Source organism: Devosia sp., from assembly GCF_035944845.1.
GTDB lineage: Bacteria > Pseudomonadota > Alphaproteobacteria > Rhizobiales > Devosiaceae > Devosia_A.
Map to the genome: position 1 here is coordinate 1 of NZ_DASZAW010000100.1, position 20,009 is coordinate 20,009.

16 protein-coding genes are annotated in these 20,009 nt (G+C 65.4%); 11 read left to right on the top strand and 5 right to left on the bottom strand.

The window, feature by feature from the left end; translation table 11 throughout:
• On the bottom strand, nucleotides 1–303 hold a 303-nt coding region (locus VGV07_RS19295; protein WP_326870471.1), incomplete at its 3' end, for an ABC transporter substrate-binding protein.
• Nucleotides 304–587: 284 nt separating this feature from the next.
• On the opposite strand from VGV07_RS19295, the gene VGV07_RS19300 reads away from it, so the two are divergent.
• From VGV07_RS19300 to VGV07_RS19350, 11 genes are all read left to right on the top strand, one after another.
• Nucleotides 588–977, top strand: coding sequence for a RidA family protein (locus VGV07_RS19300; protein WP_326870355.1), 390 nt, complete (start codon nucleotides 588–590; stop codon nucleotides 975–977).
• A 123-nt stretch (nucleotides 978–1,100) separates the two neighbouring features.
• Entirely contained in the window at nucleotides 1,101–1,895 is a 795-nt protein-coding gene (locus tag VGV07_RS19305) for a creatininase family protein (protein ID WP_326870356.1), read from the top strand.
• A gap of 226 nt (nucleotides 1,896–2,121) precedes the next feature.
• Nucleotides 2,122–3,675 (top strand): aromatic amino acid lyase, encoded by a 1,554-nt coding sequence (locus VGV07_RS19310; protein WP_326870357.1) that lies wholly within the window; start codon nucleotides 2,122–2,124, stop codon nucleotides 3,673–3,675.
• Between the two features lie 93 nt (nucleotides 3,676–3,768).
• Nucleotides 3,769–4,677: a glycine betaine ABC transporter substrate-binding protein OsmF gene (gene osmF / locus VGV07_RS19315; protein ID WP_326870358.1), complete on the top strand. Its 909-nt coding sequence runs from the start codon at nucleotides 3,769–3,771 to the stop codon at nucleotides 4,675–4,677.
• Between the two features lie 237 nt (nucleotides 4,678–4,914).
• Nucleotides 4,915–6,102, top strand: coding sequence for an ABC transporter permease (locus VGV07_RS19320; protein ID WP_326870359.1), 1,188 nt, complete (start codon nucleotides 4,915–4,917; stop codon nucleotides 6,100–6,102).
• Nucleotides 6,095–7,033, top strand: coding sequence for an ABC transporter ATP-binding protein (locus VGV07_RS19325; protein ID WP_326870360.1), 939 nt, complete (start codon nucleotides 6,095–6,097; stop codon nucleotides 7,031–7,033). The genes VGV07_RS19320 and VGV07_RS19325 overlap by 8 nt, the downstream gene beginning before the upstream one ends.
• A complete protein-coding gene (locus VGV07_RS19330) occupies nucleotides 7,030–7,779 on the top strand; it encodes an ABC transporter permease (RefSeq protein WP_326870361.1) in 750 nt (249 codons plus the stop codon). Before VGV07_RS19325 ends, VGV07_RS19330 begins: the two co-directional genes overlap by 4 nt.
• A 117-nt stretch (nucleotides 7,780–7,896) precedes the next feature.
• A complete protein-coding gene (locus VGV07_RS19335; RefSeq protein WP_326870362.1) occupies nucleotides 7,897–9,240 on the top strand; it encodes a dihydroorotase in 1,344 nt (447 codons plus the stop codon).
• A 157-nt stretch (nucleotides 9,241–9,397) separates the two neighbouring features.
• Complete coding sequence (locus VGV07_RS19340; protein ID WP_326870363.1) at nucleotides 9,398–10,636, top strand: Zn-dependent hydrolase; 1,239 nt, start codon at nucleotides 9,398–9,400, stop codon at nucleotides 10,634–10,636.
• 156 nt (nucleotides 10,637–10,792) lie between these two features.
• The gene (locus VGV07_RS19345) at nucleotides 10,793–11,920 is read left to right on the top strand and encodes a DUF917 domain-containing protein (RefSeq protein ID WP_326870364.1); all 1,128 of its coding nucleotides are present in this window, start codon (nucleotides 10,793–10,795) and stop codon (nucleotides 11,918–11,920) included.
• A gap of 176 nt (nucleotides 11,921–12,096) precedes the next feature.
• On the top strand, nucleotides 12,097–13,761 hold the full coding sequence (locus tag VGV07_RS19350; protein WP_326870365.1) for a urocanate hydratase: 1,665 nt from the start codon (nucleotides 12,097–12,099) through the stop codon (nucleotides 13,759–13,761).
• A gap of 217 nt (nucleotides 13,762–13,978) precedes the next feature.
• On the opposite strand, the gene VGV07_RS19355 is transcribed toward VGV07_RS19350, so the two are convergent.
• The 4 genes from VGV07_RS19355 to VGV07_RS19370 all read right to left on the bottom strand — a co-directional run bounded on the left by VGV07_RS19355 (nucleotide 13,979) and on the right by VGV07_RS19370 (nucleotide 19,953).
• Nucleotides 13,979–15,823 (bottom strand): extracellular solute-binding protein, encoded by a 1,845-nt coding sequence (locus VGV07_RS19355; protein ID WP_326870366.1) that lies wholly within the window; start codon nucleotides 15,821–15,823, stop codon nucleotides 13,979–13,981.
• Between the two features lie 217 nt (nucleotides 15,824–16,040).
• Entirely contained in the window at nucleotides 16,041–17,666 is a 1,626-nt protein-coding gene (locus VGV07_RS19360) for an ABC transporter ATP-binding protein (protein ID WP_326870367.1), read from the bottom strand.
• Nucleotides 17,663–18,841 (bottom strand): ABC transporter permease, encoded by a 1,179-nt coding sequence (locus VGV07_RS19365; RefSeq protein ID WP_326870368.1) that lies wholly within the window; start codon nucleotides 18,839–18,841, stop codon nucleotides 17,663–17,665. The genes VGV07_RS19360 and VGV07_RS19365 overlap by 4 nt, the downstream gene beginning before the upstream one ends.
• Nucleotides 18,841–19,953, bottom strand: coding sequence for a microcin C ABC transporter permease YejB (locus VGV07_RS19370; protein WP_326870369.1), 1,113 nt, complete (start codon nucleotides 19,951–19,953; stop codon nucleotides 18,841–18,843). The genes VGV07_RS19365 and VGV07_RS19370 overlap by 1 nt, the downstream gene beginning before the upstream one ends.
• Nucleotides 19,954–20,009 lie beyond the last annotated feature (56 nt).

A 20,009-nucleotide genomic window follows, 5' to 3' on the forward strand; every position in this document is an offset into this window, starting at 1 on the left:
CGCATCCGGATGGGCCAGCAGCACCTGCGGGTCCTTCTGGAAGATCGAGGCGATGGTGATGGTCGGAATGCCTTCCTTGACCGCGTCGATCGCGGTGGTCGGGCCACCCATGTAGAAGTTGATCTGCCCGCCGATCAGCAGCGAGCGGTTGGCGCCCTGCGGACCGCCCTGGCGGATGGTGACGTCGAGATTGTACTTGGCATAGGTGCCATCGGCGACGGCCTGGTAGTAGCCGCCGTGCTCCGCCTGGGCGAGCCAGTTGGTGCCGAAGCTCACCTTGTCCTGCGCCATGGCGCCGCCCATGCCCAATGCTAGCGTTACCACGCCAGCCGAAATGAGCTTGGTGAAATCGATCATCGTTAGTCTCCCTGTTGAGGTATCCGTCGGGGCTTGTCCCCCGCCCCGCCGTTAGGCAAACTTCGGTGCCCGCGGGCACACAGAGCATTCATTCCGCGCCGGATTGCAAAAGAAAAGCCCAAAAATTGCGCCATCCAGTGAAGTGCCGCTGGAATAGGCAATGCGGTTCAGAATGGGGCTTACATTCGCAGACGTTTGACGCTTAGCTGAGCATACACATCGGGGGACCTGTGCATAAGCCGCTTTCGCCTTCATCCATTCATCCCGCGTTCTCGCAGTACAGCCTCGGTATCGAGGTCAGCTCGCGCTCACGCTACGTGTTCTGTTCCGGCCAGGTCGGCATCAAGGCCGACGGAACCATTCCTCCCGATTGTGCCGGACAGACCCGCATCTGCTTCGACAACATCGCTGCCGTGCTGGCCGAGGCCGGCATGGGATTTGGCGACGTGGTGAAGCTCAACGCCTTCGTTACCGGCCGCGAGCACCTCGCCGAGTACATGAAAGTGCGCAACGAGCTGTTCCCGGAGCCGTTTCCGGCCTCGACCCTGATGGTCGTCAGCGGCTTCGCCCGGCCCGAATTCGTCGTCGAGATCGAAGCGATCGCCGCGATCCCCAGCTGACCCTCGAGCATTTTCGTCGTTTCTCTGAAACGGCAACAATGCTCCAAGGTTTTGATTTGTCGCACTCTTCGAACCGGAAAAAGTCTGCAACTTTTCCTGAAAGTGCTCTGCGAAAGACCCGTGATGACCTACCGCAAGATCTGGTGGAACGACTTCTCCGCCTTCGAATTCCATGGCCTCGATCCGAACAAGACCATCGCCGTGTTCCCTACCGCCGCCATCGAGCAGCACGGGCCGCATCTGCCGGTCGGCACCGACACCATCATCAACCAGGGTCACCTGGACCTCCTGGTCGAACGCGTGCCTGATGATCTCGATATTCGCATCCTGCCGGTACAGGCGATCGGCAAGTCCAACGAGCATATCTGGCAGACCGGCACCCTGAGCCATACCGCCACCAACCTGATCGATGCCTGGACCCAGATCGGGCTCGAGATCGCCCGGGCAGGGGTCAAGAAGGTGGTGTTCGTCAACTCGCATGGCGGGAACGTCTCGATCCTCGACATCGTGGCACGCGAACTCAGGGTCCGTGCCGGTATGCTGGCGGTGAAAACCGGCTGGAGCCAGTACTGGCCCAAGGACATCTACTCCGACATCGAGAGCCGCCACGGCATCCACGGCGGCGACAGCGAGACCTCGGTGGTGATGCATTTGCGGCCCGAGCTGGTGAACCGCGACAGGCTGCAGGATTACCCGTCAGTCGCAGCGCGCGATGAGCAGGCCTATAAGTACATGCGGCCCACGGGTGCTACGAGCTACGCCTGGATCGCCAGCGACATCAACCCGCTCGGCACCGCCGGCGACGCGCATCTCGCAACGGCCGACAAGGGGCGGATCACCGTGGAAACCGCGGTCGGCAGCTTCATCGAGCTGCTGCGCGAGGTGGAACGCTATCCGCTGCCGGGGACGCGCGGGTAGTATCGCCAACTGGCGCCGGTTCAAGCCGACCCCCACGCCTGTCCCTTCCCCCTAAGAATGGGGAGGGAGACGATAGTCTCGATATCAGTGTGAGGGTCTCCCTCCCCATGTTTAGGGGGAGGGGACAGGGGTGGGGGTCGGCCGGCACCGGTTCCTCCAACTCGCAACGACCTCGCACCAGCGTCGCCCCATTGCGCACCCGCCCCGCACCCGCTAATCCCAGCGGATGCAGCAGTTTCACTCTCCCAACGGCACGCTCAGCCTCGACGGCAAGCCGATGAGTTTTTCGAGCCTGGCGCGGGTCGGGGCGCGGGCGGTTTCGCTCGAGGCCGATGCGGCCGCCATGGCGCGGGTCGATGCGTCACGCCAGGTGGTCGAGGACAAGATTGCGCGCGGCGAGTCGGTATACGGCGCCAATACCGGGGTCGGCGCGATGAAGGATGTCGAGTGGTCGCCCGAGGACCTCGAGACGTTCAATCTCGGGCTGGTGCGGGCGCATCATTTCGGCACCGGCGCGCCGTTTCCCAGTTCGGTTGTGCGAAGCGCCATAGCGATCCGGGTCAACACTGCCCTGACCGGACGGGTCGGCTGTTCGCGCGGTCTGGTCGATGCCTACCTGGCGCTGCTCGACAAGGACGTCGTGCCCGTGGTGCGGCGTACCGGTTCGATCGGCACTGCCGATATCGGGCTGATGGGCCAGATCGGCGCCGTGCTGACCGGCGTCGGCGAGGCGGTGTATCAGAACCGGCGCATGTCGGCCGAAGCGGCGCTGGCTGAGGCTGGACTCCAGCCCTGCCGCATGGCGCCGCGCGACAGTCTCGCGTCGATCAGCGTCAACGCCGTCGGCTTCGCCGCTGCGGCAGAAGCGGTGCGTTCGGCCGCCTCGGCGATGCGCATGCTGCTCGCCACCAGCCTCACCACCGCTGGCGCGCTTGGCGCCTCGCGCGACCCCTGGAAGGCCGTGGCGCATGTGGGGACCGAGCGCGAGGCCGAGATCGGCGCCTGGCTTTACCACAACGCCATGGGCTGGGATTGGCCTAACGCCACCCATGTGCAGGACCCGCTGTCGCTGCGCATGATGGCGCAGGTGTTCGGCTCAGGCTTCGATACGCTGCTGGTCGCCGGTCGCACGGTCCTCGCCGCCACCGGCCGCACCGACGACAACCCGGTGGTTGTGGACGAGCAGGTGCTGACCTCGGGCGGCTCGCTGCCGCTCGACGTGACCATCTACCTGCAGACCGCGCAGCTGGCGCTGGCGCACGCGGCGCGCAACTCGTTCAACCGCTGCGTGCTGCTGAGTAACGGCGCGCGCCGCGACCTGCCGATCAACCTGGTGCCGCGCGGCGCCATCGCCACCGGCTTCGGCCCGATCATCAAGCTCGCTGGCGAACTCTTCGCCCGGGCCTTGTCGATGTCGGTGCCGGTCTCGGCGCAGTCGCTGGTGGTGGCGGCAGGGCTCGAAGACGAGGTGTCGTTCCTGCCGCTGGTGGTCGAGCGCTTCGAGCGGCAGGTGCGAGCGCTCAGGCGCCTCGCGGCGCTCGAGGGTCTGCTCTCGGCGCAGGCGATGGATATCCACGGAGACCGCCCGAGCGGTGTGCCGGCGATGATCTACGAGAAGGTCAGGAAGCACGCGGCCTTCTATCAGGTGGATCGGCCGCTCTCGGCCGAAGTCGAGATCATCGAAAGCGATCTCGGCTCCGAACAGAGCATGGCGGAACTGATTTCCCACGCGCCCATTCCCCAACTGGACGAGTTTTTCGCACTGGGCCCGGTCGCGTAGCACGCCGGAGTATGACTTTTCCTTGGCGCCCGTATAGGTTTGGCCCCAATTCTGGCCCAGGGACTGCACGGCCGGAACAATAAGGAGACCATCATGCTTTCGAAGAAACTGCTCGGCGCCGCTGTCGCGCTGGCCTTCACGGTAACTGCTGCCAACGCCCAGGTCGTCGTGTCGTCGAAGATCGATACCGAAGGTGGCTTGCTCGGCAACATTATCAGCCAGGTGCTGCAGGCTAATGGCGTCGCCGTGACCGAGAAGATCCAGCTCGGCGGCACGCCCGTCGTACGCCAGGCGATCACCGCCGGCGAGATCGACATCTACCCAGAATATACCGGCAACGCCGCGTTCTTCTTCGAGAAGGCCGACGACCCGCTGTGGAACGACGCCGCCAAAGCCTACGCCGAGGCCAAGAAGCTCGACTACGACGCCAACAAGATCGTCTGGCTGTCGCCCGCGCCCGCCAACAACACTTGGGCCGTGGCCGTCCGCAAGGACGTTGCCGATGCCAACAAGCTGACTACCTTCAGTGAGCTCGGCGCCTATATCGCCGGTGACGGCAACATCAAGCTCGCGGCTTCGGCCGAGTTCGTTTCCTCGCCGGCCGCCTTGCCGAAGTTCCAGGAAGTCTACGGCTTCACCCTGAAGCCCGACCAGTTGGTGACCCTCTCGGGCGGTGACACCGCGGCGACCATCGCAGCCGCCGCGCAACAGACCAACGGCGTCAACGCCGCGATGGTCTACGGCACCGACGGCGGCATTGCTCCCTCGGGCCTGGTGGTGATGACCGACGACAAGGGCGTGCAGCCGGTTTACGAGCCGGCCCCGATCATCCGCGAGGCGGTGCTGCAGGCCAACCCGCAGATCGAAGAGCTGCTGAAGCCGGTGTTCGCCAAGCTCGACCTGGCGACCCTGCAGACGCTCAACGGCCGCATTCAGGTCGGTGGCGAAGCTGCCAAGGACGTCGCCATCGACTGGCTGAAGACCAACGGCTTCCTGAAGTAAGCTGCCGCACGGTCAATGCATTTTGGGGGTGGGCAGGACGACTGCCCACCCCTAGTGTTTTGTGATGGCTTGGCTTCGCATCGTGGCACACCTTAAGGCCCCCTCACCCGGCGCTGACGCGCCGACCTCTCCCCCAAAGGGTGAGGTGGTGCTGGGGCGTGGTCGTGCCACGGCTCACCTCTCCCTTTGGGGGAGAGGTCGGATTGAGCCAGCAATCCGGGTGAGGGGGCCTTTGCCATGAGCACGGCTCTGTCGATTCCGGCCGCGAAGTCCTTTGCCGTCGACAAGCTCGGCGTCCTCATCGCTGCCCTCGCCGCAATCGCCGCTTTCCTCCCCTTCGCCGCCTTCCGCGCCAACCGCATCGTGCTGGGCGAAGCCAGGGGCCTCTTCGCCGCGCTCCCCGGTTGGGAAGCTGCGGCCCTGGCGCTCGTGCTGGCCGCGGGCATCGGCATCGCGCTGCTCCGGACGCCGACCCTATGGCGGCTGGCCACCAGCCTCGTCGTCCTGGCGCTGCTGTTCGTCGCCATCGGCCATGCCGGAACCTTCCTGACGCCGCCGGGCGACAAGATCGCCCGCGTTTCGCCTGGGGCCGGCTTCTGGCTCTTGATCTTCGCCTTCGCGCTGCTCGCCGCCGATGCTGTCGCGCGACTGAAACTGAAGCCCTGGACCCGCATCGGCGTGCTGGCGGCGGTAGCGCTGTTCTTTGTCGTGTTGCTCGGTTCGGGCACGCTCAACGATCTCTCGATCCTCCGCGAATATGCCAACCGTGGCGACACCTTCTGGCGGGAAGCCGAGACGCATCTGGCCCTGGCGCTGGGCTCGCTGGCCCTCGCGACGGTCGCCGGCATCCCCATCGGCATCCTCTGCCAGCGCAGCGATGCCTGGCGGGCGCCGGTGCTGAATGTGCTGAACGCCATCCAGACCATCCCGTCGATCGCGCTGTTCGGCCTGTTGATCGCGCCTCTCGCCTGGGTCGCGGCGAACATCCCTGGCGCTTCGGCACTCGGCATTTCGGGCATCGGCGCTGCGCCGGCCATGGTGGCGCTGTTCGCCTATTCGCTGCTGCCGGTGGTGGCCAATACCGTGGTTGGTATCGACGGTGTACCGCCGGCTGCCAATGATGCGGCCAAGGGCATGGGCATGACCGACTGGCAGCGGTTGACCACCGTCGAGTTCCCGCTGGCCTTCCCGGTGATCCTCACCGGCATCCGCATCGTGCTCGTCCAGAATATCGGCCTCGCCACCATCGCTGCGCTGATCGGCGGCGGTGGCTTCGGCGTCTTCGTCTTCCAGGGCGTCGGCCAGACCGCCATGGATCTGGTGCTGCTCGGCGCCGTGCCCACCGTGGCGCTCGCCTTCGCCGCTGCGGTCGTGCTCGATGCAATTGTCGAAATGGTCTCACCCAAGGATACTCGCCGTGATTGAGATCGAAGCCCTCACGAAGGACTATCTCGAGCTGACCGTGGTCGACCGCGTGAGCCTAACCGTCGCCGACGGCGAGATTGCGGTGATCGTCGGCACTTCCGGGTCCGGCAAGACCACGCTCCTGAGGATGATCAACCGGCTGATCGAGCCCACTTCAGGCACGGTGAAGATCGATGGCCAGGACACCCGCGCGGTACCGGCCTTCGAGCTCAGGCGCCGCATCGGTTACGCCATCCAGGGGCACGGGCTGTTCCCGCACCGCACGGTCGGGCAGAACATCGCCACCGTCCCGACGCTGCTGGGCTGGGATAAAGCAAAGATCGCGGCGCGGGTCGATGAACTGCTGGAGCTGTTCCAGCTGCCGGCGGCCGAGTTCCGCGACCGCATGCCGAGCGAGCTGTCGGGTGGCCAGCAGCAGCGCGTCGGCGTGGCGCGGGCGCTGGCGGCCGAACCGAAACTGCTGCTGATGGACGAGCCCTTCGGCGCGCTCGACCCGATCATCCGCGCCAAGGCGCAATCCGACCTCCTCGCCATCCAGAAGCGCTTCGGCACCACCATTGTCCTCGTGACGCACGACATGGAGGAGGCGATCCATCTCGGCACCAGAATCGCCGTGATGGACAAGGGCAAGCTCCTGCAATATGCGCCGCCCGACGAGATCATCGCCCGGCCCGCGACGCCCTTCGTCGCCGAGCTGATCGGCACCGGCGAACGGCCGTTCCGCCTGCTGTCGCTGGGCAAGGTGCGCGATCTCGTCGAGCCCGGCCCGGCGCAGGGCGAGCCGATCTCCGCCGATGCATCGCTGCGCGACGCCTATGCCGAGTGCTTGTGGACCGGCCGCGAGATGCTGCCGGTGGTCGACGCCGATGGCACCAGCATCGGCCGCATCCGCCGCGACGACATCGCTCATCGGGCCGAGCGACCGCAATGAAGCCCGGGCTGATCATCCGGCTGGTGGTTCTGGCGCTGCTGGTGGCGTTTATCATCACGCCAACGAGCTTTGCTTGGGTGTTCCAGCCGCTGACCAGGAACAGCCAGCCGGCGATCTACACCCAGAACTCGCTGCTCAACCTGACCGTAAGCCACTTGTCCATCGTCGCCATCGCCACCATCGCTTCGACGCTGCTGGCCGTGGGGCTGGCCATCCTCGTCACCCGGCCGTTCGGCGCCGAGTTCCTGCCGCTCAGCCGTTCGCTCGCCAATATCGGGCAGACCTTTCCGCCGGTGGCAGTGCTGGCGCTGGCGGTGCCGGTGCTGGGCTTCGGTACCGCGCCGACCTTGGTGGCGCTGTTCCTCTATGGGCTGCTGCCGATCTTCGAGAACGCGCTGACCGGGCTGACCACCTTGCCGCCGGCGGTGACGGAGGCGGCCCGCGGCGTCGGCATGACCGACCGGCAGCGCCTGCTCGGAGTGGAATTGCCGCTGGCGACGCCCGTGATTCTTGCCGGCATCCGGCTCTCGGTCGTGATCTCGGTGGCGACCGCCACCATCGGCTCGACTGTCGCAGCCTCGACGCTGGGCGAGGTGATCATCGCGGGGTTGTTGAGCAACAACATCGCCTTCATCGCCCAGGGCGGCCTGGTGGTCGGCGTGATGGCGGTTCTGATCTATGATGCGCTTTCGGCGCTCGAGCGGACACTGATGCAGAGGACGGGACAACGGAGGTTGAGATCGTGAGCAAAGAACTCTCCCCAACCACGATGTCATCCCTGCGAAAGCAGGGACCCAACTCACAGCCTGCGCCACCGGATAAATGCGTCCCGGCTTTCGGCATACTCTCAAGCGAGCACTAACATGTCCGATTTCGATCTCGTCCTCGCCGGCACGGTGGTGCTGCCATCCATGGTGATCGAGGATGGCTATGTGGCGGTGCGCGACGGCAAGGTGGTGCATGTCGGCGAGGGCACACCGCCGCATGCGCATGAGCGGCATTTGCTCGGCAAGGCGCTGATCCTTCCCGGCGCCATCGACGCGCAGACGCATTCGCTGAGCCAGCGCAACCAGGAGGATTTCATCTGGTCGACCCGCTCGGCGGCGGCGGGAGGCGTCACCACCATCGTCGACATGCCCTATGATGAGGGAAATCTCGTCTGTTCGGCCGAGGCGGTGCGGATCAAGGTGGCGCATGCCACCCCGCAGGCCCGGGTGGATTTCGCGCTCTATGGCACGATCAACCCGGAGGACGGCGCGAGCCGCATCGCCGAGCAGGCGGCGGCCGGCGTCGCGGCGTTCAAGTTCTCGACCTTCGGCACCGACCCGGTGCGGTTCCCCCGCATCTCGCCACCGCTGCTCGCCGAAGCCTTCGCCGAAGTGGCGAAGACCGGCCTGACCGCCGGCGTCCACAACGAGGACGACGAGAGCGTCCGAGCCGCCATGGCCAGGGTGAGGGCCTCGGGGATCACCGACTGGCGGGCGCACGGCATGAGCCGGCCGCCGCTGACCGAGCTTTTGGCGACGCTGCAGATCTACGAAACCGGCGCCCAGACCGGCTGCGACGCGCACGTGGTGCATTGCTCGCTGAGCCGCGGTTACGACATCGCCGCCGACTATCGGGCACACGGCTTTGGCGCCACCATCGAGTGCTGCATTCACTACCTGACCCTCGACGAGGAGAACGACGTCCGCCGCCTGGGCGGCAAGGCCAAGATCAACCCACCGATCCGGCCGCGCGCCGAAGTCGAAGCGCTGTGGCGGCAGGTGGCGGCGGGCAATGTGACGCTGGTCTCGACCGACCATGTGAGCTGGTCCGAGGACCGGAAGACCAATTCGGACATGCTGGCCAACTCGTCCGGCGTGCCCGGGCTCGAGGTCATGGTGCCGCTGTTCGTCAAAGGCGCGTTGGAGCGCGGGGTGCCGCTGACCTGGGCAGCAAAACTGATGGCGGCGAACCCGGCAAAGCATTTCCGGCTGGGCCAGAAGGGCGCGCTGGAGGCGGGGAAAGACGCCGACATCACCGTGCTGGTGGAGCGTCCGGTTGTGTATGACGCCGCCCGTTCCGGACACAATGTGGTGGGGTGGTCGCCCTACAACGGCATCGAACTGCCGTGGACGGTAGCCGGCACCTGGCTGCGTGGACGGCAGGTGTTCGATGGAACGACTGTGGCCGAGCCTGGGGCAGGGCGGTGGGTGCGGCCGTGACGATCGCGCGCGTGGCCCCACCCTCATCCGGGCTTCGCCCACCTTCTCCCATCAAGGGAGAAGGCCTGACTGAGATGCTAGTGGAGGACCCTTCTCCCCTCGTGGGAGAAGGTGCCCGAAGGGCGGATGAGGGGGTGCCCCACGCACCGATTTGCCAATGACCCGCAACCTCCCCACCCAGGAAGCCCGTATCGCCGAGGATATCGCCACCCTCGCCGAGATCACCGAACCCGGTCGGCCCTACACCCGTCGCGCCTTCACCCCGATGTTCCTGCGCGGTCGCGAGTGGCTGGTCCGCCGCTTCGAGGCGGCCGGACTCGAGACGCGCATCGACGCCTCCGGCAACCTGATCGGCCGACGCCGCGGAAGCAGCGGCAAAGGCACCATCATGCTCGGCTCGCACTCCGACACGGTGCCAGATGGTGGCCGCTTCGACGGCATCGCCGGGGTCTCGGCAGCGCTTGAAGTGGCGCGGGCATTGTACGATCAGGGCGTGGTGCTGCAGCACGACCTCGAGATCGTCGATTTCCTTGCCGAGGAAGTATCGATCTTCGGCGTCTCCTGCGTCGGTAGCCGTGGCATGGCCGGGGTCAGGCCGGACAACTGGCTCGACCGCGAGGTCGATCGGTTCACCTTGCGTGAGGGCATCGCCGAGGTTGGCGGCAATCCGCAGAAAATCGAGAAGCGCGAAGACATCGCGGCTTTTCTCGAACTGCATATCGAGCAGGGGCCGGTGCTGGAGGATGGCCATCTCGATATCGGCGTGGTGGCGGCAATCGCGGGGATCACCCGGATCGAACTGGTGGTGAACGGCCGCGCCGACCATGCCGGCACCACCCCGATGGGGTCGCGCCAGGATGCGCTGACCACCGCGGCACGGCTGGTGCTCGGGATCGAGGAACTGGGCACGCTGCTCAGCCGAGGCAAGTTCCATTTTGCCGCCACGGTGGGCGAGTTCTCGATCGAACCGGGAGCGGCGAATGTCGTGCCATCGCGGGCCCGGCTGCTGATCGATGCGCGGGCGGAGCGGCGCGAGGACATGGAGCGGTTCATCGTCGAGCTTACCGGGCTCGTCAACGCCACATCAGTGGCGACCGGGGTGGCGATAGAGCCGCCATTGACCATTTCCGACAATTTGCCAACGCCTTGCGATCCGTTCGTGCTTGATACGCTGGACGCGGCAGCCGTGGCCGTGGGCGCGCGCCATCGCCGCATGGCATCGGGCGCCGGGCATGACACGGCCTGGATGGCGCGGGTGACGAGGGCGGCGATGATCTTCATCCCCTGCCTCGGTGGCCGCAGCCATACGCCGGAAGAACATGCCGAAACGGCCGACGTGGCGCTGGGCGCCGCCGTGCTGCTGGAGGCGGTGAAGCGGTTGGACAGGGAATTGTAGTCAAGGCCCCCTCACCCGGCCCTGCGGGCCGACCTCTCCCCCGAGGGAGAGGTGGTGTGGTGGCGGGATGGTGCCACCGATCACCTCTCCCTTTGGGGGAGAGGTCGCCGCGAAGCGGCGGGTGAGGGGGCCTTTTGGGCGTGATGGAGTAGCAAGTTGGGTCGCGTACTGACCGAGAAGGATGTGGAAGCCGCGGTAAAGGGTGGCTCAGTCTATGCAGCCGGCGGTGGCGGCTGGGCCGATCATGGCCGCATGCTGGGCTATGCCGCGGTGAGCGTCGGCAAGCCCGAGCTCGTCGATATCGAGGAGCTGGACCCGCGCGACTGGGTGGCGACCGCCGCCGCGATCGGCGCACCGGCTTCGACGACGCCGTGGGAGATGCGCGGCGTCGACTACGTCAAGGCGGTGAAGCTGCTCGAGAAGGCGCTGGGCGACAAGGTGCGTGGCCTGATGATCGGACAAAACGGCAAGAGCTCGACCCTCAATGCCTGGCTGCCGAGCGCCATCCTCGGCACCAAGGTGGTGGACGCCGTGGGCGATATCCGCGCCCACCCGACCGGAGACATGGGCTCGATCGGTATGGCCGGCAGCCCCAGAAAGATGATCCAGACCGCCGTGGGCGGCAATCGCGCCGAGAACCGCTACATCGAGCTGGTGGTGAAGGGCGCGACGGCCAAGATCTCGCCGATCCTGCGTACCGCGGCCGACATGTCCGGCGGCTTCATCGCCTCGTGCCGCAATCCGCTGCGCGCCAAATATGTGCAGCGCAACGCCGCGCTCGGCGGCATCTCGCTGGCCCTGAGCCTCGGCGAAGCGATCATCGCGGCCGAGAAGCAAGGCGGCTCGGCGGTTATCGATGCCATCGTCAAGGCGACCGGCGGCACCATCCTCGTGAAGGGCGCGGTGACGAAGAAAGACCTGGTTTACACCAGGGAGGCCTTCGATATCGGTCGTTTCGTGCTTGGCGAGGGCGACAAGGCCGTCACCATCCACACCATGAACGAATATATGGCCATCGACGATGCCGGCGGCAATCGGCTGGCGACTTTCCCCGACGTGATCGCGACGCTCGATGCGGCCGGCCAGCCGCTGAGCGCCGGGCAATTGCGCGAAGGCATGTTCATCTTCGTCTTGCACGTGCCCAAGAAGGTAATCCCGCTTTCCTCCTCGGTGATCGACCCGGCGGTCTATCCGCCGGTCGAGAAGGCGATGGGGATCGAGCTGGCCAAATATGCGCTCGATGGCGTGAAGCGGAAGAAAAAGGCTCGGAAGGGCTGGGCTTAATCACTTTCTGAGCGCGTTGCCCCACCCTCATCCGGGCGTTGCCCACCTTCTCCCATCAAGGGAGAAGGCCCGACTGAGGTGCTGGTGGCGGACCCTTCTCCCCTTGTGGGAGAAGGTGCCCGAAGGGCGGATGAGGGGTGGCCCCCCAAGCGGTAGCCGCGGTAAGCTCGCCCACCATGCCAAAACCCAATCCCCGCCACCCGAATTTCCCTATCCCCTCTGGTCCGCTCCTGCGCGCTAAAGGCTGGCGGCAGGAGGCGCTGTTGCGGCTGCTCGAGAACGTGCTGGCCGTCGGCGAAGATCCCGAAAAGCTGATCGTCTACGCGGCGCTCGGCAAGGCGGCGCGCAACTGGGCGGCGCATCGGCAGATCGTCGAAACGCTGAGCACCATGGATGAGGATCAGACACTGATCATCCAGTCGGGCAAACCCATCGGGCTGCTGAAGACCCATGCGCAGGCGCCGCTGGTGATCATGGCCAACTGCAATATCGTTGGGCAGTGGGCCAGGGCCGAAGTGTTCTACGAGCTCGAGAAGAAGGGGCTGATCGCCTGGGGCGGGCTCACTGCCGGAGCCTGGCAATATATCGGCAGCCAGGGCGTGATCCAGGGCACCTACGAGATCTTCATGCGCATCGCCGAAAAGCGCTTCGGTGGCTCGCTCGCCGGGCGCTTCATCCTCACCGCCGGAATGGGTGGGATGGGCGCGGCGCAACCGCTCGCCGGGCGGATGGCGGGCGCCGCGATCCTCGATGTCGACGTCGATCCGGTCCGCGCCCAGCGACGCAAGGAGATCGGCTATCTCGAGGAGATCGCACCGGATCTCGACACCGCGCTCGAGATGATCGGGGGGGCGGTGCGCGACAAGCGGGCGCTGTCAGTCGGCCTCGTCGCCAATGCCGCTGAAATCTACCCCGAAATCCTCCGGCGCGGCATCGTCCCCGATATCGTTACCGACCAGACCAGTGCCCATGATCTCGTCTATGGCTACGTGCCCAAGGGGATGAGCCTCGAAGAGGTGAAGCGGCTGCGAGTGGATGGGCAGGGGCAGTTGATGGCGGCGAGCCGTGCCTCGATCGCCGATCATGTGCGGGCCATGCTGGGGTTCCAGGCGGCCGGCTCGGAAGTGTTCGACAATGGCAACCTGATCCGCACCCAGGCCAAGCAGGCCGGGGTCGAGAACGCCTTCGATATCCCGATCTTCACCGAGGCCTATCTCCGGCCCCTGTTCGCACGCGCCATCGGGCCGTTCCGCTGGATGGCGCTATCCGGCGAAGCCTCCGACATCGCGCGGATTGACGATCTGGTGCTGGAGATGTTCCCGGACAACCAGATCGTCACCAACTGGATCCGCCTGGCCCGGCAATACGTGCCGTTCGAGGGCCTGCCGGCCCGCATCGCCTGGCTGGGTCACGGTGAGCGCACCGCGCTGGCGCTGGCAGTGAACGCACTGGTGCGCATGGGCGAACTCCAGGGGCCCGTGGCCTTCTCCAGGGATCACCTCGATGCCGGCGCCATGGCGCACCCCAACATCATGACCGAGAACATGAAGGACGGCTCCGACGCCATCGCCGACTGGCCGCTGCTCGATGCCATGCTGCTCACCGCCTCGATGGCTGACCTCGTGGTGATCCACTCGGGCGGCGGCGGCTATGCCGGCTACATGACCTCGGCCGGCGTCACGCTGGTTGCGGATGGGACCGAGGCGGGGGACGAACGGCTGTCGCATGCGCTCACCAATGACACCTCGCTCGGCGTGATGCGCTATGCCGATGCCGGGTATGAAGAAGCGGTGGATGAGGCGGAGAAGCAGGGGATTGGGTGGTTTGATCTGCGGGGGTGAAACCGTGGCTCCGCGCACCCCCTCCGAGCTACGCTAACTCGCTTCTCTCCCAAGCTCCGCTTGCCTCCCCCGTCGAGGGGGAGGTGGCACCGAGTTTGGTTCTGGCCTCTGCGCAAACCTATCAGTCGTCTCCCTCTCCCTTGCGGGGAGGGATCAAGGGTGGGGGGTGAGGAGCCGGTGGACTCGCAGTTCGGCGCTGCCGCCGCGGTCGAGATGCCTAGTTCTTCGCCGCCCCGGTCTTGGCCGCCTTGCCCTCGTCGTACCACCACACCGTCGGGAAGCCGATCGAGAATTCCGGCAGGGTTTCGGGGTGGCTGAAGCGGTCCCAGCGGGCGATGCGGGACTTGCGCAGCGTGTAGGTCGGCGTCACGTAGTGATGCGCCAGCAATACGCGGTCGAGCGCCCGGGTGGCAGCGATCAGCGTTTCGCGGTCGTCGGCGAAGACGATCTTGTCGATCAGCGCATCGACACCCTTGTCGGAAATCCCGCCATAGTTGCGGCTGTCATTCTGCGCCGCTGACGCCGAGCCCCAGAAATCGCGCTGTTCGTTACCGGGTGAAAGCGACTGCACCCAACCGGTATAGATCATGTCGTAGTCGCGGTTCTGGGCCCGCTCGATATACTGCGGTGAATCCACCGAACGGATGGTGGCATTGATGCCGAGCCGCTTGAGGTTGGTCTGGAACGCCGTGGCGATCGGCTCGATGGTTGGGCCGTTGAGCAGGATTTCGAAGCTCACCGGCGTACCGTTCGGATCGACCAACTGGTTGCCGTTGAGAGTGTAGCCCGCCTTGGTCAGGATCTCGTTGGCGGTACGAAGGCTCTGCCGCAGCTTGGCGGTGTCGCCGTTGACCGGGTTCTTGTATTCGGTGGTGAATACAGAGGCCGGCACCAGGTCCTTCAGCGAGTTGAGGATCTCGAGTTCCTCGCCCTGCGGCAGGCCTGAAGAGGCGAACTCGGTGCCATAGAAGAACGAGTTGATGCGGTCGTACTGGCCGAAGAAGCGCAGCTTGTCGAGTTCCTCGAAGTCGAAGGCATAGAGCATCGCCTCGCGCAGCGCTTCGTTCTGGAACAGTGGTTTCCTGAGGTTCGGAACGAAGCCGACCAGGATGCCCGAGCCGCGATAGGCGTTCTCGAACAGCTCCTTGATCACCTTGCCCTCGGTGACCGCCGGGAAATTGTAGTCGTTCTGCCAGCGCAGGGCGAGGTTCTCGTCCCACCAGTCGAAGGCGTCGCCCTTGAAGCCTTCGAACTCGGCGGTGGTGTCGCGGAAATACTCGTACTTGATCGCGGCGAAATTGTTCTGGCCGATGTTGAACGGTTCCTTCAGGCCCCAGTAGTTCGGGTCGCGCTCATAGGTGATCGACGTGCCGGCCGAAAAACTCGCCAGCTTATAGGGGCCCGAGCCCATCGGCGGCTCGAGGGTGGAGCGGCCGATGTCCCGTGGCTTGCCATCGGGGCCGGTGCCCTCCCACCAGTGCTGCGGCAACACGATCAACTGACCCATGATATGCGGCAGCTCACGGTTGCCGGTCTGGTCGAAGGTGAAGGTCACTTCGCCGGGCGCGGTGACGTCGGCCTTCTTGACGTTGGCATAGTAGTTTGCCTGGCTCGGGTTCAGTGCGATGACCTTGTCGAAAGTCCAGACCACGTCCTCGGCGGTCACTGGCTTACCATCCGCCCACTTGGCACGCGGGTTCATCCGGAAGGTGACCGAGGAGAAGTCGTCGGGGTAGCTGAACGCCTCGGCGAGGTTGCCGTACTGAGTGGAGTTCTCGTCGAGCGACGGCGTGGTCAGCGTCTCGAAGACGAGGCCAATGCCGTCGGCCGGTTCGCCCTGTGGCAGGATCGGGTTGAAGGTGTCGAAGCCGCCCATCGAGCTCAGCCGCACCACGCCGCCCACCGGCGCATCCGGGTTCACGTAGTCGAACTTCTGGAAGCCCGCGGGATATTTCGGCTCACCGATCAACGATCCGCCATGGTGCCAGACTTTCTCCTGGGCGATTGCGGGGCTGATTGAGACGAGGGCAGCAAGGGCGAGGGCGACGAGCTTCATGCGCATGAGGGCCTCCATTCGGGGGAGAACGTGTTGTCGGAGCTTAGGGGGGAAAGCGGCCGGATGCGAGGCACTAAAGCCGGTGCGGGGCGACCCCCACCCCTGTCCCCTCCCCCTAAGAATGGGGAGGGAGACGCTCCCACCAGCTTCAGCGTTCTGGTCTCCCTCCCCCTCGCGGGGAGGGGACAGGGGTGGGGGGAGGCTCGCTCCGGCTGTGCGATGATCACTGCGCCACCTCGGCCGACGGCACAGCTTCCACCGCAAACGCTGCGGCCATCAGCGCCTTGGTGTACTCCGATTGCGGTGCGGCGAAGACTTCCGCCGCCGGCCCGTATTCGACCACCTTGCCGTTACGCATCACCATCAGCTGGTTGGCGAGCGCCCGGACGACGCGCAGGTCGTGCGAGATGAACAGGTAAGTGAGGCCGTGCCGACGCTGCAGCTCGCGCAACAGGTCGACCACCTGCGCCTGCACGCTCATGTCGAGCGCCGAGGTGGGCTCGTCGAGCACCACGAATTTCGGTTCGAGCACCATGGCCCGGGCAATGGCGATGCGCTGGCGCTGCCCGCCGGAGAACTCATGCGGGTAGCGGAAGCGCGCTTCCGGATCGAGCCCGACCTCGGTCAGCGCGCGTACGACTTTCGCATCTCGTTCAACCGAGGTGAGCCGCGGCGCATGTACGGCAAGGCCTTCAGCAATGATCTCGGCGATCGACATGCGTGGGCTGAGCGAGCCGAACGGATCCTGGAAGACGATCTGCAGATCCTTGCGCAGCGGCCGCATGGCGCCCCACGAGAGCTGCTCGATGTCGCGCCCGAGATAGACGATGCGACCCTCCGAACCGATGAGGCGGAGCAGGGCGCGCCCGAGCGTGGTCTTGCCCGACCCGCTTTCGCCGACGACCCCGAGGGTCTCGCCACGGCGGATCGAGATATCGACATCGTCGACCGCCTTGATATGCCCGACGGTGCGCCGCAGGAAGCCACGCTTGATCGGGAACCAGACCCGGAGTTTTTCGGCGGCAACGATCGGTTCGGCGTCCGAGCTGGCCGGCGGCTCGCCCTTCGGCTCGGCGGCGAGGAGTTTCTTGGTGTAGGCGTGCTGCGGGTTGGCGAACAGCGCGTCGGTCGGGCCGGATTCGACGATCCTGCCCTCGGTCATCACATGGGTGATCTCGGCCATCTTCCGCACGATGTGCAGGTCGTGCGTGATGAACAGGATCGCCATGCCACGCTTCTGCTGCAGCGACATCAGCAGCTCGAGAATCTGCGCCTGGATGGTGACGTCGAGCGCCGTAGTGGGCTCATCCGCGATCAGCAGTTGTGGCTCGTTGGCGAGCGCCATGGCGATCATCACACGTTGGCGCTGGCCGCCGGAGAGCTGGTGCGGAAAATCGTCGAGCCGCGACACGGGGTCGGGAATGCCGACCTCGGTCAGCAGCTCGATGGTCCGAGCGCGGGCGGCTGCTCTCCGCATGCCGCGATGCAGGATCAGCGCTTCGCTCACCTGCCGCTCGACGGTGTGGAGCGGGTTGAGCGAACTCATCGGCTCCTGGAAGATCATCGAGATGGCATTGCCGCGCACCCCGCGGATAGCGCGGTCGTCACTGTGCAGCAGATCCTGCCCATTGAATAGGATGCGCCCCCTGGGGTGCGATGCGGCAGGGTAGGGGAGGAGCCTCAACACCGAGAGCGCGGTGACCGACTTGCCCGAACCCGACTCGCCCACCAGTGCCACCGTTTGGCCGGGCTGGATATCGAAGGTGACGCCGCGCACGGCGGGAACCTGGCCATGCTCGGTCGCAAATTCGATATGCAGGTCCTCGACCTCCAGCAGCGCGCCGCTCATGACCGCGTCCCCGCGAAGGTCTTGCGCGGGTCGAACGCGTCGCGCACGCCTTCGCCGATGAAGACGAGCAGCGTGAGGATCAGCGACACGGTGAAGAAGCCGGTGATGCCGAGCCACCAGGCCGAAAGGTTGTCCTTACCTTGCGCGAGGAGTTCACCGAGTGAGGGCGAGCCGACCGGCAGGCCGAAACCGAGGAAGTCCAGCGCCGTCAGCGTCGTCACCGAGCCGGCGAGGATGAACGGCATGAAGGTGAGTGTCGCCACCATGGCGTTGGGCAACAGGTGCCCGACCATGATCTTGAAGTTGGAGACGCCCAGCGCTCGGGCGGCGGCGACATACTCGAAGTTGCGGGCGCGCAGGAACTCGGCCCGCACGATGCCGACGAGAGCCGTCCACGAGAACAACAGCAGGATGCCGAGCAGCACCCAGAAGCTGGGCGCGATGATGCTGGAGATGATCAGCAGCAGATAGAGCGATGGCACCGAGCTCCAGATTTCGATGACGCGCTGTGCGATGAGGTCGACCCAGCCGCCGAGGTAACCCTGCAGCGCGCCGGCGCCGATGCCGATGATCGAAGAGAGGACAGTGAGGATGAGGCCGAACAGCACCGAGATGCGAAAGCCGTAGATCAGCCGCGCCAGCACGTCGCGACCCTGGTCGTCGGTGCCGAGCCAGTGGAAATTGCCGATATTGCAGGATGGGTCGTCGACGCCTGAGGGGTAGCCGGCGCACCGCTCCTCTGCCGTCTGCAGCCACGAGGGCTTCGATGGCGCAGCGCCGCTGAGCGATTCATCGACGGTGCCATAGGAGTAGCGGATCGGTGGCCAGAGCATCCAGCCATTGGCGTTGATCTCGTCGGCGATGAACGGGTCGCGATACACCGTTTCGGCGAGAAAGCCTCCGAACTTGCTCTCGGGATAGCTGACCACCACCGGGAACAGCGTCTCGCCCTTGTAGCCCACCACCAGCGGCCGATCATTGGCGATCAGCTCGGCGAACATGGTGAGGATGAACAGCACGAGGAAGATCCACAGGGACCACACGCCGCGCCGGTTGGCGTTGAACACCTTGAGCCGGCGCTGGTTGATCGGCGAGAGCAACGGCGCCGAGCGGGCCTGGTCGGCCGGAGCGAAGGTGAGGAACGGGGAGCGGAAGCCCGTGAGGGTCGCGTGCATCAGACTTCCCGGCTTTCGAAATCGATGCGCGGATCGATCCACATGTACATCAGGTCGGAAACCAGCCCGATGACGAGGCCGAGCAGCGAGAACACGTAGAGCGTCGCGAACACCACCGAATAGTCGCGGTTCAGCACCGACTGGAAACCGAGCAGCCCGAGGCCATCGAGCGAAAAGATGGTTTCGATCAGCAGCGAGCCGCCGAAGAACGCCGAAATGAATGCTGCCGGGAAGCTGGCGATGACCAGCAGCATGGCGTTGCGAAACACGTGGCGATACAGCACCTGGCGATCGTTGAGCCCCTTGGCGCGGGCGGTGGTGACGTACTGTTTGCGGATTTCCTCGAGGAACGAGTTCTTGGTGAGCAGCGTCACCGTGGCAAAGCCACCGACCGCCATGGCAATGATCGGCAAGGTGATGTGCCAGAGGTAATCGAGCACCTGGCTGTACCAGGGCAGGCTCGCAAAATTCTCCGACACCAGTCCGCGCAGCGGGAAGATGTTCCAGAAGCTGCCGCCGGCAAACAGCACGATCAGCAGCACGGCGATGAGGAAGCCGGGAAGCGCATAGCCGACGATGACGATAGACGAGGTCCAGACGTCGAAGCGCGACCCGTCGCGCAGCGCCTTGGCGATGCCGAGCGGGATCGACACGCCATAGCCGAGCAGCGTCATCCACAGTCCCAGGGTGATCGAGACCGGCAGCTTCTCCTTGATCAGGTCGACCACAGAGATGTCGCGGAAGTAACTGTTGCCGAAATCGAAGCGCAGGTAGTTCCACATCATTGTGAAGAAGCGCTCGATCGGCGGCTTGTCGAAGCCGAACTGCTTCTCGATGCGCGCGAGGATTTCGGGACGAAGCCCGCGAGCACCGCGATAGGTAGCGTTGACGTCGGCGCTGTCCTTGGCCTGGCCGGTTTGCTGGCCGGCGAAATCGCCTTGCTGGCTGCCGGTGATGCGCTCGGTCGAACTGATGCTCTGGCCGGATATCTGCGCGATGACCTGCTCAACCGGTCCGCCCGGCGCAAACTGCACGATGATGAAGGAGACGATCATGATCCCGAGCAGCGTCGGGATCATCAGCAGCAGGCGTCTCAGGATGTAGGCGCCCAATGGCGGCTCCAGTCGTCCGGGGTCAGTTCAGGCTAGCAACGCAGCACTGTGGGCCG

Bases quoted from the DNA above. Each gene is read 5' to 3' on its own strand.
- VGV07_RS19350 (WP_326870365.1), top strand. From the start codon at position 12,097: ATGCCAAAACCCAATCCCCGCCACCCGAATTTCCCTATCCCCTCTGGT.
- VGV07_RS19320 (WP_326870359.1), top strand. From the start codon at position 4,915: ATGAGCACGGCTCTGTCGATTCCGGCCGCGAAGTCCTTTGCCGTCGAC.
- osmF (WP_326870358.1), top strand. From the start codon at position 3,769: ATGCTTTCGAAGAAACTGCTCGGCGCCGCTGTCGCGCTGGCCTTCACG.
- VGV07_RS19310 (WP_326870357.1), top strand. From the start codon at position 2,122: ATGCAGCAGTTTCACTCTCCCAACGGCACGCTCAGCCTCGACGGCAAG.
- VGV07_RS19340 (WP_326870363.1), top strand. From the start codon at position 9,398: ATGACCCGCAACCTCCCCACCCAGGAAGCCCGTATCGCCGAGGATATC.
- VGV07_RS19365 (WP_326870368.1), bottom strand. From the start codon at position 18,841: ATGCACGCGACCCTCACGGGCTTCCGCTCCCCGTTCCTCACCTTCGCT.
- VGV07_RS19360 (WP_326870367.1), bottom strand. From the start codon at position 17,666: ATGAGCGGCGCGCTGCTGGAGGTCGAGGACCTGCATATCGAATTTGCG.
- VGV07_RS19335 (WP_326870362.1), top strand. From the start codon at position 7,897: ATGTCCGATTTCGATCTCGTCCTCGCCGGCACGGTGGTGCTGCCATCC.
- VGV07_RS19355 (WP_326870366.1), bottom strand. From the start codon at position 15,823: ATGCGCATGAAGCTCGTCGCCCTCGCCCTTGCTGCCCTCGTCTCAATC.
- VGV07_RS19305 (WP_326870356.1), top strand. From the start codon at position 1,101: ATGACCTACCGCAAGATCTGGTGGAACGACTTCTCCGCCTTCGAATTC.
- VGV07_RS19330 (WP_326870361.1), top strand. From the start codon at position 7,030: ATGAAGCCCGGGCTGATCATCCGGCTGGTGGTTCTGGCGCTGCTGGTG.